The 15,232-nt window shown below is 63.2% G+C and carries 12 protein-coding genes; 7 read left to right on the top strand and 5 right to left on the bottom strand.

Annotated features, from left to right (window positions below; genetic code table 11):
• The first annotated feature begins 177 nt into the window (after positions 1-177).
• On the top strand, positions 178-1,803 hold the full coding sequence (locus FJ977_RS18255) for an AMP-binding protein (RefSeq protein WP_140773592.1): 1,626 nt from the start codon (positions 178-180) through the stop codon (positions 1,801-1,803).
• Positions 1,800-2,636 carry a tryptophan 2,3-dioxygenase gene (kynA, locus tag FJ977_RS18250; RefSeq protein WP_081294742.1) on the top strand — a complete coding sequence of 279 codons (837 nt, stop codon included), beginning with the start codon at positions 1,800-1,802 and terminating at the stop codon, positions 2,634-2,636. Before FJ977_RS18255 ends, kynA begins: the two co-directional genes overlap by 4 nt.
• Positions 2,637-2,701: 65 nt before the next feature.
• Here the strand turns inward: kynA and kynU are convergent, their stop codons facing one another.
• The 4 genes from kynU to FJ977_RS18230 are packed head-to-tail and all read right to left on the bottom strand — an operon-like array spanning position 2,702 to position 6,735.
• Positions 2,702-3,949, bottom strand: a complete 1,248-nt coding sequence (kynU, locus tag FJ977_RS18245) for a kynureninase (RefSeq protein WP_140773575.1) — start codon at positions 3,947-3,949, stop codon at positions 2,702-2,704.
• Between the two features lie 33 nt (positions 3,950-3,982).
• On the bottom strand, positions 3,983-4,906 hold the full coding sequence (locus FJ977_RS18240) for an ABC transporter permease (RefSeq protein WP_140773573.1): 924 nt from the start codon (positions 4,904-4,906) through the stop codon (positions 3,983-3,985).
• Positions 4,907-4,911: 5 nt separating this feature from the next.
• On the bottom strand, positions 4,912-5,691 hold the full coding sequence (locus tag FJ977_RS18235) for an ABC transporter ATP-binding protein (RefSeq protein ID WP_140773571.1): 780 nt from the start codon (positions 5,689-5,691) through the stop codon (positions 4,912-4,914).
• Between the two features lie 57 nt (positions 5,692-5,748).
• Positions 5,749-6,735 carry an ABC transporter substrate-binding protein gene (locus FJ977_RS18230; RefSeq protein WP_140773569.1) on the bottom strand — a complete coding sequence of 329 codons (987 nt, stop codon included), beginning with the start codon at positions 6,733-6,735 and terminating at the stop codon, positions 5,749-5,751.
• A gap of 153 nt (positions 6,736-6,888) precedes the next feature.
• Between FJ977_RS18230 and FJ977_RS18225 the strand changes: the two genes are divergently transcribed.
• The 3 genes from FJ977_RS18225 (at position 6,889) to lexA (ending at position 9,722) form a co-directional block, all read left to right on the top strand.
• On the top strand, positions 6,889-7,662 hold the full coding sequence (locus FJ977_RS18225; RefSeq protein WP_140773567.1) for a GntR family transcriptional regulator: 774 nt from the start codon (positions 6,889-6,891) through the stop codon (positions 7,660-7,662).
• Positions 7,659-8,633: a pyridoxal-phosphate dependent enzyme gene (locus tag FJ977_RS18220; RefSeq protein WP_140773565.1), complete on the top strand. Its 975-nt coding sequence runs from the start codon at positions 7,659-7,661 to the stop codon at positions 8,631-8,633. Before FJ977_RS18225 ends, FJ977_RS18220 begins: the two co-directional genes overlap by 4 nt.
• 351 nt (positions 8,634-8,984) lie before the next feature.
• Complete coding sequence (lexA, locus tag FJ977_RS18215) at positions 8,985-9,722, top strand: transcriptional repressor LexA (protein ID WP_096446241.1); 738 nt, start codon at positions 8,985-8,987, stop codon at positions 9,720-9,722.
• On the opposite strand, the gene FJ977_RS18210 is transcribed toward lexA, so the two are convergent.
• A complete protein-coding gene (locus FJ977_RS18210; RefSeq protein WP_140773563.1) occupies positions 9,716-12,169 on the bottom strand; it encodes a ComEC/Rec2 family competence protein in 2,454 nt (817 codons plus the stop codon). The two genes, lexA and FJ977_RS18210, sit on opposite strands and share 7 nt — an antisense overlap.
• A 102-nt stretch (positions 12,170-12,271) precedes the next feature.
• Here FJ977_RS18210 and gltX point away from each other — a divergent pair, with 102 nt between their 5' ends.
• Positions 12,272-13,696 carry a glutamate--tRNA ligase gene (gene gltX / locus FJ977_RS18205; protein ID WP_140773561.1) on the top strand — a complete coding sequence of 475 codons (1,425 nt, stop codon included), beginning with the start codon at positions 12,272-12,274 and terminating at the stop codon, positions 13,694-13,696.
• 184 nt (positions 13,697-13,880) lie between these two features.
• A complete protein-coding gene (gene gltA / locus FJ977_RS18200; protein ID WP_056577025.1) occupies positions 13,881-15,209 on the top strand; it encodes a citrate synthase in 1,329 nt (442 codons plus the stop codon).
• Positions 15,210-15,232 lie beyond the last annotated feature (23 nt).

The following is a 15,232-nucleotide window of genomic DNA, read 5'->3' as shown; positions in this document are numbered from 1 at the left end:
TGGGAGGTCTGCTGTGCTGTCCAAACCTGCGGATGTTCACCCTTTCCCGGTGGCGTCGCCGAACAGGTGTAGCTGGGCTGCACGAAGCCTCTCGCGAAAAGACGGGAACTTCAGATCCACCACCTCGGACATGTGCTTTTCGCGCACTGGCCAGGCAGCAGACAGGATGGCGGCGACATGCTTGGGCCTTCAGCGCATATCGACACGTTCACGCGCGATCATCTGCCGCCGCCGGATCAATGGCCGGATTTCCTGCTCGATGGCTTCGACTATCCCGACCGCCTCAACGCCGGCGTCGAGTTGACCGACAGGCTGGTCGAGAAGGGCCTCGGCGATCACACCGCGCTGATCGGCAATGGCCGCCGCCGCACCTACAAGGAACTGTCCGACTGGACGAACAGGCTGGCCCATGCGCTTGTCGAGAATTATGGCGTCAAACCGGGCAACCGGGTGCTGATCCGCTCTGCCAACAACCCCGCAATGGTCGCCTGCTGGCTGGCCGCCACCAAGGTCGGCGCCGTGGTCGTCAACACCATGCCGATGCTGCGCGCGGGCGAACTCACCAAGATCGTCGACAAGGCGGAGATCACCACCGCGCTCTGCGACACCAGGCTGATGGACGAAATGACGGCCTGCGCCAAGGACAGTGCGTTCCTGAAGCAGGTGATCGGCTTCGACGGCACCGCCAACCATGACGCCGAACTCGATCGCGCCGCCCTCGACAAGCCGGTGACCTTCACTGCCGTCAACACCGGTCGCGACGACGTCGCCCTGCTCGGCTTCACCTCGGGCACGACGGGCGTGCCGAAGGCAACGATGCATTTCCACCGCGACCTTCTGATCATCGCCGACGCCTATGCGCGCGAAATCCTCCAGGTGACGCCGGATGACATCTTTGTCGGCTCGCCGCCACTCGCCTTCACCTTCGGCCTTGGCGGCCTCGCCATCTTCCCCCTGCGCTTCGGCGCGGCGGCGACACTGCTGGAACAGGCGACGCCGCCCAACATGATCCACATCATCGAGACCTACAGAGCGACCATCTCCTTCACCGCGCCGACTGCCTATCGCGCCATGCTGAAGGCCATGGATGAAGGCGCCGACCTGTCATCGCTGCGCGTCGCCGTTTCGGCCGGCGAGACCTTGCCGGCTCCGGTCTTCGAGGAATGGACCAAGAAGACCGGCAAGCCGATCCTCGACGGCATCGGTGCCACCGAAATGCTGCACATCTTCATCTCCAATCGTTTTGACGACATGAAGCCCGCGTCCACCGGCAAGCCGGTAGCCGGCTACGAAGCGCGCATCGTCGACGACGCGATGCGCGAGGTGCCGCGCGGCGGGACCGGACGGCTGGCGGTGCGCGGGCCGACCGGCTGCCGCTACATGGCCGATGACAGGCAGAAGGACTATGTGCGCGACGGCTGGAACCTCACCGGCGACACGTTTACCCAGGACGAGGACGGCTTCTTCCACTTCGCCGCGCGCTCCGACGACATGATCGTCAGCGCCGGCTACAACATTGCCGGCCCCGAGGTCGAAGCGGCGCTGCTGTCGCATCCCGATGTCGCCGAATGCGCCGTGATCGGCGCCGAGGATGGCGAACGCGGCCAGATTGTCGAGGCGCATGTCGTGCTGGTGCAAGGCGTGGCGGCGGATGCATTGACCATCAAGCGCCTGCAGGACCACGTCAAGGCGACGATCGCGCCCTACAAATATCCGCGCTCGGTCAAGTTTATCGCCGCGCTGCCCAAGACCCAGACCGGCAAGATCCAGCGCTTCCGGCTGCGCACGGAGAAAATCCATTGAGCGAGCCCTACGATCCGGCGTCCGAAGGCGCGCAGATGTCGTTCAAGGAACGCATGTCCTACAGCGACTATCTGCACCTGGAAAAAGTGCTGGAGGCACAGACGCCGCTGTCGTCGGCGCATGACGAGATGCTGTTCATCATCCAGCACCAGACCTCGGAACTGTGGATGAAACTCGCCTTGCATGAGATCGCCGCCGCGATCCGCTCCATCCGCGCTGATCGGCTCGAGCCGAGCTTCAAGATGCTGTCGCGCGTCGCGCGCATTTTCGAGCAGTTGAACAATGCCTGGGACGTGCTGCGGACCATGACGCCAAGCGAATACACCGAGTTCCGCGACGCGCTCGGCCAATCCTCGGGCTTCCAGTCCTGGCAGTACCGCGCCATCGAATTCATGGCCGGCAACCGCAACCTCGCGATGCTCGGACCCCACAAGCATCGGCCAGACCTAAGCGGCAAGTTGGAAGCCATCCTGGCCGAGCCGTCGCTCTACGACGAAGCGCTGCTCCTATTGGCGCGCAACGGGTTCGACATCGGCGCCGATGCCAAGCGCACGGACTGGCGTGAAACCCGCACCGAGAACGAAGAGGTCCTGGTTGCCTGGCAGACCGTCTACCGCGATCCTCAGCGCTACTGGATGTTTTATGAGCTTGCCGAGAAGCTGGTCGATTTCGAGGACTACTTCCGCCGTTGGCGTTTCAACCACGTCACCACGGTGGAGCGCATCATCGGCCTGAAGCGCGGCACTGGCGGCACCTCAGGCGCTTCCTACCTCAAGAAGATGCTCGAAGTCGTGCTGTTTCCAGAACTGTGGACGGTCCGAACTCGGCTCTGACTTTTTGCTTGGCGCAATTTCGGACGGAAAACCGCCAACACTTTTCCTGAAATTGCGCCGACGTCTCAAGTCACCGCCGTTTTCACCGCGAAACGCGCCTCCTGCCAGGCGCCGGTGCGCAGGATGTCCTCCAGCACCTCGACCGCCTGCCACACGTCCTTGTAGCCGACATAGAGCGGCGTGAAGCCGAAGCGGATGGTCGAGGGCGCGCGAAAATCACCGATCACGCCGCGCTCGATCAGGGCCCGCATCACCTGGTAGCCATGCGGATGAAGGAACGACACCTGGCTGCCGCGCGCATTGCCGTCGCGCGGGCTTTCCAGTTCGAGCCCATAGGCGCCGCATTTGGCTTCGACGAGCTGGATGAACAGGTCAGTCAAGGCAATGCTCTTCTTGCGCACCGCCGCCATGTCGACCTCGTCCCAGATATCCAGCGCGCCCTTCAGCGCCCGCATCGACAGCACCGGCTGCGTGCCGCACAGGAACCGGCGGATGCCGCTGCCGGCGGCAAAACCCTGCTCGAAGGCGAACGGCCGCGCATGGCCCCACCAGCCGCTCAGCGGCTGATGGACATCGTCGTGATGGCGTGTCGCGGCATAGATGAAGGCGGGCGCGCCCGGACCGCCATTGAGATATTTGTAGGTGCAGCCGATGGCGAAATCGGCATTGGTGGCATCAAGTTCAACCGGCAAGGCGCCTGCGGTGTGGCAGAGATCCCAGACGATCAGCGCGCCGGCTTGGTGGGCCTTGCGCGTCAGGGCTGCCATGTCGCGCAGCTGTCCGGATTTGTAGTTGACGTGGTTGACCAGGATGACGGCAACACGCTCGTCGATCAGCTCTTCAATGGTCGGAGCATCGACGCCCTCAAGCCGCAGCACCGTGCCCGGCCGTGTCGAGGCCACGCCCTCGGCCATGTAGAGATCGGTTGGAAAGCTGTCGCCCTCGGCGACGATGACCGTGCGGTCCGGCCGCATGTTGAGTGCGGCATGCAGCACCTTGTAGATGTTGATCGACGTTGTGTCGCAGACCACCGTCTGGCCCGTCGCCGCTCCGATCAGGCGCCCCAGCTGGTCGCCAAGCGCGACCGGCATATCGAACCAGCCGGCGGTGTTCCAGGCGCGGATGAGGTCCTGCGCCCATTCCTGCGTCGCCGCCTTCTGCAGCTCGTTGAAGACGGCGGGCGCCGCGGCACCCAGCGAATTGCCGTCGAGGTAGACCACGCCTTCCGGCAAGATGAACCGGTCGCGCATGGCACGCAGCGAATCCGCCGCATCCATGGCTTCGACTGCTACGAGATCGAGCGTTGCACGCATGATTTGTGACGTCCCTAGGTTATTCACGTCTGATTATTCACGGATCGCTTCGCGCGCGGGTGCCGGGCCCCGGCTGCGCTTGAGGCTGGGCAGAGCAAGCATGGCGAGCACAAACAGGCCCGTGGCAAGCTTCAGGTCGGGAGGCGGCATGCCGGCGGCAAGGCAGAACGACACCAGCTGGTAGTAGATGATCGCGCCGGCAAAGGGCGCCAGCAGCTGGCGCCAGACCGTCTGCTTGCCGACGACCGCCTCGCCGATCATCAGCGCGGCAAGCCCGTTGATGAGAATTCCCAGCCCCATATTGACGTCGGCGAAGCCCTGCGACTGCACCATCAGTGCGCCGCTCGAGGCCGAAAATGCACTCGCCAGCCCGACACCACCAATGGTCGCCGCCCAGACATTGATGCCTTGAGCCTCGGCCATATCGGGGTTGGCGCCCACGGCACGCACCGCAGTCCCCTTCTCGGTCCTGAAAAACATATAGAGCGCAAGGAAGACGATGAGCGCGATGAAGCCGGCGACAACGATCTTGCTGGCCGGAAAACCCGGCCGCGCGAACGGCACCCAGTCGAACACGGTGGGCGAGCCGAAGACGGAGAGGTTGGACTTGCCCATGATGCGAAGGTTGATGCTGTAGAGCATCGTCATCATCAGGATGCCCGCGAGAAGCGTGTGGATGCGGAAACGCAGGTGGATGAAGGCGGTGCAGCAACCCGCCGCGAAGCCCGCCGCGAACGCAACCACGATGGCCGCCAGCGGTGATACGCCGGCAGCCAGCAGCACGCCACAGACGCAGCCACCCAGCGGAAACGCGCCTTCGCTGGTTAGGTCGGGAAAATTCAGCATGCGAAACGGGATCATGATCCCGAGTACGACGAAGGCCAGGATCAGGCTTTGCGCCAACGTGACCGGTATGATCGCGACGAAGCTGGTGAGAACCTCCTGAACAAAGCCCATGATGATCAGCTCGCCAGCAACATGCGGTCGGTCTTGACCGAAAAATGGCCGATCAGGTCGATGACCGTGACCCTCGCCTTCTCCTCGCCAGTGACCTCAAGCAGGACCCGGCCCGCATCGAGCATGATCACCCGGCTGCCATAGTCGACAGCGTGTTGCATGTTGTGGGTCACCATCAGGGTGGTCAGCTTCAGCGCGTTGACGGCGCGCACCGTCGCTTGCATGACGATCTCTGCCGTGCGCGGGTCGAGCGCGGCCGTATGCTCGTCGAGCAGCAGCAAATCCGGCGATCCGCCGACGGCCATGATCAGCGACAGCGACTGACGCTGCCCCCCCGAGAGCAGGTCGACACGGGTATCGAGGCGATTTTCAAGACCGAGGCCCAATATCGACAGGCGCTCCTTGTAGGACGCTAGCCGCGTGGCGTTCAGCCCTTGCCGCAGCGTGCGTTTTTGGCTGCGCAGGTCGGCCAGCAGCATGTTCTCCGCCACCGTCATGCTGGCGGCTGTGCCGCGCATCGGATCCTGGAAGACGCGCGCCAGTCTTGTCGCCCGTTTGTACACCGGCATGGCTGTCACATCGGCGCCATTGATCAGGATTTTGCCGGAATCCAGGACAAGAGCTCCGGAAATGGCATTGAGCATGCTGCTCTTGCCGGCTCCGTTGGAGCCGATAACGATGCCGAACTCGCCCGTGGCCAGCGACAGGCTGAGACCGTCCAGCGCGATCTTCTCGTCGGCCTGGCCCTTGTAGAATACTTTGCGCGCGGATCGGATCTCGAGCATCGTTCCTCCCTGACCTCAGGATGACGGCGCCGACGCCGTCATCCTTCAGTGCCGATGTCAGTCGACGATGCAGCCGCAATCAGCCATCGACGCCGGTATCTCGATGCCGAACGCGGCCATCGCCTTGCGGGAAATCGTTGCCATGTGATCCTTGTAGGCCGGGCGCGACGGCGCGATCGTCTTGGGATCCTTGCCCTTGAGGATTTCGGCGGCGATGTTGCCGGCGTTGACGCCGACCTGCGTGTAATTGACCGCGAAGCTTGCCGGCACCGTGCCGTTGCGGACCGCGCTGTCATCGGAGTTGACGATCGGGATTCCGGCCTGGCGAGCCGCCGCGGAGACAGCGGCGATCGCCGGCTGGATCAGGTTCGAAGCCGGGCCGTAGATCACGTCTGCCTTGCCGGCGAGCGCGGCGATGCGCTGCTGGATGTCATTGACGTTGTCGACGCCGACTTCGATGACTTCGAAACCGGCCGCCGGTGCGGCCGCCTTGATCTTCTCGACCAAGGCAACGTCATTGGCCTCGCCTGGATTGTAAGGCACGCCGAAGCGCTTGGCGTTCGGCAGCAGCTTCTTGGTGAAGGCCATGACAGCGGCGACGTCCTGCAGATCGCTGGCGCCGGTCATGCCTTCGTCTCCGGCGTCCCACGACGGCACCAGCTTGGCCGCGACCGGATCGGTGACGGCGGCAAAGACGATCGGAATGCCGGAACCGGCAAGCGCCTTCTTGGCGATCTGCGAGACCGGCGTGGTGATGGTGTAGATCAGCTTGGGCTGCTCCGCCTGCAGCTTGGCGATCATCTGCGGCACCAGCGATGCATCGAAATTGGTATGGCTCTCCGTGTAGACGACATCCTTGCCCTCGACAAAGCCATTGTCCGTCAGCGCCTTCTTGAAGCCGGCTATGGCGGCGTTGAGCTGCGGATGCTCGCCGAAATTGGCGATGCCGATGCGAATCTGGTCGGCGGCGGCACTCCCCGCGCTGACCATCAACGCGCCTGCCAGGGCCAATCCCGACAGCCAAGCGGATTTCGACTTCAACATCATTTCCTCCCAGATTTGATCAGCGCCGCTTATCGGGACGGCAACTGTGGCGATCATGGTCAGTCCGTCGCCACCTGTCAAACATTATATATAATTCTTGCCATGGGCCGCCATCATATATAATTTTCGCATGCCGACGATGGACGGATCGCGATGCAGGATCAGAACAACTCCACGAAAACCGAGGCGGCCTATCAGCTGCTGCGGCGCGATATCCTGACCACACGCCTCATGCCGGGCGCACCGCTCAAACTGAGCGCGCTGCGCGGTCTATACGGCGTCGGCTGGACACCGCTGCGTGAAGCCTTGTCTCGACTTGAAGCCGAGCGCCTGGTTACCGCCATCAGCAATCGCGGCTTTGCCGTGGCTCCGGTGTCGCGGGCCGAGCTCGAGGACCTGGCTCGCGCAAGGATGGTTGTGGAGATGCCGCTGTTCCTGGAATCGATCGAGAAAGGCGGCAGGGAATGGGAGGACGCGGTTGTCACCGCCCACTACCGGCTCTCCCGCTGCAAGACCGCGGTCGACGACCCCTCGGATGCGGCCGTCGACCAATGGGACGAGAGCCACGAGGCCTTTCACGCGGCACTGCTGAGTGCTGCGACGTCCAACTGGCTGTTGCGCTTCCGTTCGACAATCGCCGATCAGTTGCGGCGGCATCATCGTTTTCTCGGCCTGGCGCCGACATTGCGGGCGGCCGCCGGCCTCAAGGATGGCTATGGCGAGGCAATGGACGCCCTGCGCGAGGCGATCGCGATCGAGCATCACACCGCGATCATGGAAGCGGCCCTCGATCGCGATGTCGAGCGGGCAAAGGCGCTGATGACGGCGCATATCGGCTACACGCTGCATGTCTACGTTCACAGCGAGGACGGCGGCGCGAACAACTACACCGCACGCGCCGGCAGCCTGAAGGCAATTTCGGGATGACTTCAGCGCTTCCGCGACGTCCGGCTCTCTATGAGATGGTCGCGGCCCGTGACAGGCTGGCCGCCTGGTTGCCGCGCACGCCGCTGCTGCGCCTCGATCTCGGTCGTGCCGATCAGCGGATATTCCTCAAGCTCGAGACATTGTCGCCCATTGGCGCCTTCAAGATCAGGCCGGCGCTCAATGCCTTGCTCTGCCGCGATGCCGATGAACTCAGGCATGGCGTTGCGACCATCAGTTCCGGCAACATGGCCTACGGAATGGCCTGGGCGGCACGGGCGCTTGGCGTTCCGATGGCCGCCTACATGTATGCCGATGCACCCCAGACCAAGATCGACGGGGTCCGCGGCCTTGGTGGCGACGTGCGCTTCGTCTCGCACGAGACATGGTGGCGCTACATCATCGGAACGGAGCGGCCGGAGGGCGCGGAATTCCTGGTGAACCCGGTCACCGACCAGGCGGTGCTTGCCGGCAACGCGACCATTGGCCTCGAGATCGCCGAAGATCTGCCCGAGGTCGATTGCGTCCTGACACCTTATGGCGGAGGGAGCATGACAACCGGTGTCGCCAGTGCGGTCAAGGCGATGCGGAGCCAGGCCAAGGTCTTCGCCGTCGAGGATGAGAATGCGGCTCCGGTCACGGCGGCGTTGGCGGCCGGACGCATTGTCGAGATCGAGACGCGCCCCTCCTTCATCAAGAGCATAGGCGGCCCATCGCTGGTGCCCGGCCTATGGCCATTGGCAAGCCAGTCTATCGACGGCGCCATTGCCGTCAGTCTCGACCAGGTCACGGAAGCGATGCGCCTGTTGTTCTCGAAGGCAAAGATCGTGGCCGAAGGCGCGGGTGCCGCCTCGCTCGCCGCCGCTCTCCGCAGCGAGCGGGCAACCGGCAACGTCGTCTGCGTTATCTCCGGCGGCAATATCGATGCCGGCGCCTATGCGCAGATTCTGGGCGGAGCGATGCCGGAAGCCTGAACGCGTTCTATCCCCGGATAGCCAGCGATTGTTGGCGTTTTGATTTCGTTTCGTTCCGGTCGAAATGGATCGATTGGCCCATGCAATCCGCCCTGTGAACGCGCTTCAAACGCTGATGCCAAGCGGGACAAGAGGGTGGACCACAGGCCATTAACCAAAATGATTTCAATGCTCGCCTTGGCGCGGAGGTGGTCGATTGCTGCCCACCGCCGGCAGCGGATAATTTCAGATGCCTTAACAAATTCACTAAACTTTAAACAGTTGCGGAACACAACTGGAACAGATAGTGTTTGTTCTGGGTTTGTTTTTCGATTCCGATTCACACCCTTCGTTCAATGCCTGGGGGGCGCCATGCTGACGCGCAAGCAACATGAACTTCTGATGTTCATCCATGAACGGCTAAAGGAAAGCGGTATCCCGCCCTCCTTTGACGAGATGAAGGAAGCGCTCGATCTCGCCTCCAAGTCAGGGATCCATCGCCTGATCACGGCACTGGAGGAACGCGGCTTTATCAGGCGGCTGCCCAACCGGGCGCGGGCATTGGAAGTGCTGCGGCTACCGGATTCGATCGCGCCCGGCCTCAACGCCGCAAAGAAATTCTCGCCGAGTGTCATTCAGGGCAGTCTCGGTCAGGGTGGCCTCGGCCGCCAGATCAAGCCGGCGCCGTCGCGCTTGCCCTCTGCCGGCAATGACGACGACGCGGTCTCCGCCGTGTCGATCCCGGTGATGGGCCGTATCGCCGCCGGTGTGCCGATCGATGCGATCCAGCATCAGACGCATTCGATCTCGGTGCCGCCGGACATGATCATGGGTGGCGAGCACTATGCGCTGGAGGTCAAGGGCGACTCGATGATCGAGGCCGGCATCTTCGATGGCGACACGGTCATTATCCGCAACGCCGATACGGCGAGCCCGGGCGAGATCGTCGTGGCGCTGGTCGACGAGGAGGAAGCGACCTTGAAACGGTTCCGCCGCAAGGGCGCCTCGATTGCCCTTGAAGCCGCCAACCCGGCCTACGAGACGCGCATTTTCGGGCCGGACAGGGTCAAGGTGCAAGGCAAGCTGGTCGGGCTGATCAGGCGCTACTGAGCAGGAGCAGCCGGCATTTCGGCTTTTTGATAGGGCGGCAGCCCCCTCGCCTCACGCGAAAACTTTCGTTGCTCGTGCCAGGGCCGATACGGCCCGTCCACGGCGAAGCTGACGGTTGGCGGACCGGTCGCCGATTGGCGGTCGAAGAAGACGGCGGCACTGCCCTTGCGTGCAAGTTGCCGCTTGGTGATGACGAGGACCAGCGGGTTGTGGCAGGCATCGTAGCCCGTCGCGTCATTGACAACGATCAGGTCGGCGAAGCCGCAGGCCTTCCAGGTAGCCTTGCGGTCTTCGACATGCGCGATGATCGCGCCAGACGGATGCCGGGCGAGACAGATGCCTTCCGTGCAGTAGAACGGCGCCCCTGGCGGCAGATTGACGGCATCGGCAATGTCGAATTGCCCGTCCGCCTTGTTGAACATCTCCGGTGTGACAATGGTTTCGGACACCAGCGCGCGTTTCCAATTGTCGACGGTGAATTCGTTCGGACGAGCTCGGCTGACCGCGAGTTCGCCACCGCCGATCGGCACCGCGACCAGCCGCGCATCTTCGGAGATCAGCACATCCGGCACGCGCGTATCAGACACAGTCAACAGGCCGGCGAGCGCGAATGGCACTGCCGCGAGCCGCAGCCATGTCGTCGCCATCGTCGCGATGACCAGGGCAATCGTCACCAGCAGCACGGAGTGTTGTGAAATCAGCCCGATCGCATCGACGGGGGAGCGTTCCGATATCCACGCCGATATGGCGATCATCACGGTCAGGCCCTTGCCCATCACGTAGAGAAAGGGACTATCGGCACCAAAGGGCATCGCAAGAGAACTGAGAACAGCGAAAGGCATGACAATCAGTGACACGATAGGCATGACGGCGAGATTGGCGAACAGGCTGAGCGGTGACACACGCTGGAAATGCCAGATGGCAAATAGCGCCGTGGCGCAGCCGGCAATGATGGAGGTCATCGCCAACCCGCCCGTCGCCAGCAGGAATCTTCGCGTCAGGAACCCCGGCAGGGACCGCTTTGGCGGTGGCGGTCTTGCCTTTCCCGCACGGTGATCCGCCCAGCCGGCATAGGCGCCGACCAGCGCGGCCGTTGCGGCGAACGACATCTGGAAACTCGGGCCGACCACCTCATGCGGCGACACCACGATGACGGCGATCGCCGAGATCGCCAGGTTGCGCATGGTCAGCGCCGCGCGATCGAACAATACGGCAATCAGCATCACCGCCAGCATGATGAAACTGCGCTCGGCTGCAACGACGACGCCTGAGATGATGAGGTAGGCGGCGATCGAGAACAGTGCCGCGGCGGCCGCATATTTCTTCACCGGCCGGCACGCGGAGAAATCCGGGAACAGCGCGAAGGCACCGCGCAGCAGACCCATGATGGTGCCGGCGACCAGCGCCATATGCAGTCCCGAAATGGAGATGATGTGATAGATGCCGGTGCGCCGCATCGCTTCGTTGATTTCATTGGGAATGCCGGCGCGCACGCCAACGATCAGCGCTGCCGCGATCTCACCTTCGGCACCGCCAACAACGCTCCTGATATGGTCGGCGATGGCTTCGCGAGCATTTTCTATCCCTGAAAACAGGCGGGCCGACAGCGGCATCTCATCGTCGTCGGCGGAGACGATTCTTGGATTGCCGAGAAAGAAGCCGCTGCCGCCGATGCCGGCAAAGTAGCTGTCGAAGGAAAAATCGTAGCTGTCCGGCCGCACCGGGCCGGTCGGCGGCAGCAGTTTGGCATAGCCCGATATCAGCGAGCCGGCGGTCATGTCGTCAGGTATCTTGCGCGCCGAGAGCCGGACCCTTTCCGGCGCGTAACGCAGTTTTGGCCGCGCCGTCGACGTCACGTCTATGGTCAATCGGATGCGACCGGTCTCCATGCGGTCGAGCGAGACGACGCGGCCGGTCACTTGCGTCGAGATTTCCGAACCCAGCATCCGGGTGTCCGCCCGCCAGGTCTCGACCTTGGCGGCAAGCAGGCCCAGCGCGCACAACAATGCCGCCATGAAAGCCAGATGGGTTTTCGGCCAGGAGCGCGAGACAAGCGCACAGATCGCCATCAGTGCGACGATCGCGACAGGCTTTGCAAAATCAGGCTCCGCCGCCAGCGAATAATAGCCGATCGCACCAGCGGCCAGGCAGACCGGCACCAGCAGGAAGGCGACGCCTCGGTCAAGTTCCAGTTCCGCTGCTGTCGTCACACTGTGGCGCAGGCGAGGCAAGGAAGCCTGGCCGATTTGCCGCCCGATACGCGCAATCCTGCCAGTGGCGGGCGGAATTGGTGCTGGGGCACCCGCTGGCAAAGGTCGGCTGCCGGAGCCAGGAACGAGAGGTGATGGCGGCAGCGAGGCCGGCGGCGGGATCGCAAACAGGGACCGCTCGCTGACGCCAACAACAGCGTCCTCGCCCTGATCCGAGCCCCGGCCACGTCCAGCCATCGGGTCTGCCCCTTGCACCCCTGACGCCCTATGCTACATGAACGCGCAACGCGCGAAAGTCCGCGCCGCCGCGCCCCGCTTCAGATGGTTTCCGAGAGTTTCATGTCCGACAAGGTCGTCACCCGTTTTGCCCCCTCGCCCACCGGTTACCTGCATATCGGAGGCGCGCGCACGGCGCTGTTCAACTGGCTCTATGCCAAACATACCGCCGGCACGATGCTGTTGCGCATCGAGGACACCGATCGCGAGCGTTCCACCGATGCGGCAACGGCCGCCATCCTGGACGGACTCACCTGGCTCGGTCTTGGCTGGGACGGCGATGCGGTTTCGCAATTCGATCGCGCCCCGCGCCACCGCGAAGTCGCGGAGGAGCTCGTGCGCCTGGGCAAGGCTTATTACAGCTACGAGACGCCTGCCGAACTGGAGGCAATGCGCGAAGCGGCTCGCGCCAAGGGTCTGCCGCCACGCTACAATGGCCAGTGGCGCGATCGCGATCCGTCCGAGGCGCCAGCCGGCGTCAAGGGCGCCATCCGCATCAAGGCGCCGACCGAGGGCGAGACGGTCGTCCACGACCGCGTCCAGGGCGAGGTGCGCTTCCCCAACAAGGATCTCGACGACTTCATCATCCTGCGTTCGGACGGCAACCCGACCTACATGCATGCCGTCGTCGTCGACGACCACGACATGGGCGTCACGCACATCATCCGTGGCGACGACCACCTGACCAATGCCGCCCGCCAGACTGTGATCTACAATGCCATGGGTTGGGACGTGCCATCGATGTCGCATATCCCGCTGATCCATGGCGCCGACGGAGCCAAGCTCTCGAAGCGTCACGGCGCGCTCGGCGTCGAGGCTTATCGCGCCATGGGCTACCTGCCGGAGGCGCTGCTCAACTACCTGGCGCGCCTGGGTTGGAGCCACGGCGACGACGAGATCATGTCGATCAAGGACATGATCTCCTGGTTCGATATCGGCGACGTCAACAAGGGCGCGGCCCGCTTCGATTTCGCCAAGCTCGAAGCGATCAATGGCGCGCATATGCGCCGCATGGCCGATGCCGAACTGTTCGACATCTTCATCGCCACGCTGCCCTATCTCGAGGGCGGCCCGGCGATGGCCGCGCGCCTTGACGACACGAACAAGGCGCAGCTGCTGGCAGCCCTTCCGGGGCTGAAGGAGCGCGCCAAGACGCTGGTCGAGCTTGTCGATGGCGCGGCCTTCCTGTTCGCCACGCGCCCGCTGCCGATCGACGACAAGGCGGCGCTCTTGCTCAATGACGATGCGCGCAAGATCCTGCGCGGCGCTCACGAAGCTTTGAACGCGGTTTCGGACGACTGGACGGCTGCCGCGGCGGAGGCAGCGATCCGCGATTATGCGCTGGCCGGTGGCCATAAGCTTGGCGCCGTGGCCCAGCCCCTGCGGGCCGCGCTGACTGGCAAAAGTACCTCGCCGGGTGTGTTCGACGTGCTTGCCGTGCTTGGACGCGAGGAGAGCCTGGCGCGCATAGCGGATCAAATCGATTAGGAGCAAACTGGCCCAAGAAGATTGGCATTGAAAGGCGCGTTTCGCAGTGCAACATTAGGCCTTGGCCCAATCTGGCACGCACCTCCTAAAATGCGGTGGCGAATACGCGCATTGCGGTGATTTCGACGTGTCGCTCTGCAGAAATTTGCCTTTGCCGGCATGAGGAAACAAGAAGGAGTTTGCAATGACCGAAGCTGCGAAGAAACTGGATGTGGGCGGCAAGAACCAAGAAGCTACGGCAACGCTTGAATTCGCCGGCAAGACTCATGAATTCAAGGTGCGAAGCGGCTCCGTCGGGCCTGACGTCATCGACATCGCCTCGCTCTACAGCACCACCGGCGCGTTCACCTACGACCCCGGTTTCACCTCGACCGCAAGCTGCGAGTCCGAGATAACCTTCATCGACGGCGATGCCGGCATCCTCTTGCATCGCGGCTATCCGATCGACCAGTTGGCTGAACACGGCGACTTCCTCGAAGTCTGCTATCTCCTGCTCTACGGCGAACTGCCGACCAAGGCGCAGAAGGACGATTTCGATTACCGCGTAACGCGCCACACCATGGTGCATGAGCAGATGTCGCGCTTCTTCACCGGCTTCCGCCGCGATGCGCACCCGATGGCGGTCATGTGCGGCGTGGTCGGCGCGCTGTCGGCCTTCTATCACGACTCCACCGACATCTCCGACCCGTACCAGCGCATGGTCGCTTCCATGCGGCTGATCGCCAAGATGCCGACGATCGCGGCCATGGCCTACAAATACCACATCGGCCAGCCCTTCATTTACCCGAAGAACGATCTCGGTTTCGCGGCAAACTTCCTGCATATGTGCTTTGCCGTGCCGTGCGAGGAGTACAAGATCAACCCGGTGCTGGCGCGCGCCATGGAGCGCATCTTCATCCTGCACGCCGATCACGAGCAGAATGCCTCGACCTCGACGGTTCGCCTCGCCGGCTCTTCTGGCGCCAACCCGTTCGCCTGCATCGCCGCCGGCATCGCTTGCCTGTGGGGCCCGGCCCATGGCGGCGCCAATGAAGCGGCGCTCAACATGTTGGGCGAGATCGGCCATGTCGATCACATCCCGGAGTTCATCGCCCGCGCCAAGGACAAAAACGATCCGTTCCGGCTGATGGGCTTTGGCCACCGCGTCTACAAGAACTACGATCCTCGTGCGAAAATCATGCAGAAGACGGCGCACGAAGTCTTGGGCGAACTCGGCATCAAGGACGATCCGCTGCTCGACATCGCGATGGAGTTGGAGAAGATCGCGCTGACTGATCCCTATTTCATCGAGAAGAAGCTCTATCCGAATGTCGACTTCTATTCCGGCATCACGCTGAAGGCGCTGGGCTTCCCCACCACCATGTTCACCGTGCTGTTCGCGGTCGCCCGCACCGTGGGCTGGATCGCGCAGTGGAAGGAGATGATCGAGGATCCGCGCCAGAAGATCGGCCGTCCGCGTCAGCTCTACACCGGCGCGCCGGAGCGTGACTACGTGCCGATCGCCAAGCGGTGATCGGAAGAAGTGAGTAGTCAGTA

This window comes from Mesorhizobium sp. B2-1-3A (assembly GCF_006442655.1).
GTDB lineage: Bacteria > Pseudomonadota > Alphaproteobacteria > Rhizobiales > Rhizobiaceae > Mesorhizobium.
This window is presented reverse-complemented; position numbering and strand designations above follow the sequence as displayed.

Coding starts and splice junctions, on each gene's coding strand:
- kynU (WP_140773575.1), bottom strand. CDS start 3,949: ATGCGTGCAACGCTCGATCTCGTAGCAGTCGAAGCCATGGATGCGGCG.
- FJ977_RS18210 (WP_140773563.1), bottom strand. CDS start 12,169: ATGGCTGGACGTGGCCGGGGCTCGGATCAGGGCGAGGACGCTGTTGTT.
- gltA (WP_056577025.1), top strand. CDS start 13,881: ATGACCGAAGCTGCGAAGAAACTGGATGTGGGCGGCAAGAACCAAGAA.
- FJ977_RS18255 (WP_140773592.1), top strand. CDS start 178: ATGCTTGGGCCTTCAGCGCATATCGACACGTTCACGCGCGATCATCTG.
- FJ977_RS18235 (WP_140773571.1), bottom strand. CDS start 5,691: ATGCTCGAGATCCGATCCGCGCGCAAAGTATTCTACAAGGGCCAGGCC.
- FJ977_RS18240 (WP_140773573.1), bottom strand. CDS start 4,906: ATGGGCTTTGTTCAGGAGGTTCTCACCAGCTTCGTCGCGATCATACCG.
- FJ977_RS18220 (WP_140773565.1), top strand. CDS start 7,659: ATGACTTCAGCGCTTCCGCGACGTCCGGCTCTCTATGAGATGGTCGCG.
- FJ977_RS18230 (WP_140773569.1), bottom strand. CDS start 6,735: ATGTTGAAGTCGAAATCCGCTTGGCTGTCGGGATTGGCCCTGGCAGGC.
- gltX (WP_140773561.1), top strand. CDS start 12,272: ATGTCCGACAAGGTCGTCACCCGTTTTGCCCCCTCGCCCACCGGTTAC.
- lexA (WP_096446241.1), top strand. CDS start 8,985: ATGCTGACGCGCAAGCAACATGAACTTCTGATGTTCATCCATGAACGG.
- FJ977_RS18225 (WP_140773567.1), top strand. CDS start 6,889: ATGCAGGATCAGAACAACTCCACGAAAACCGAGGCGGCCTATCAGCTG.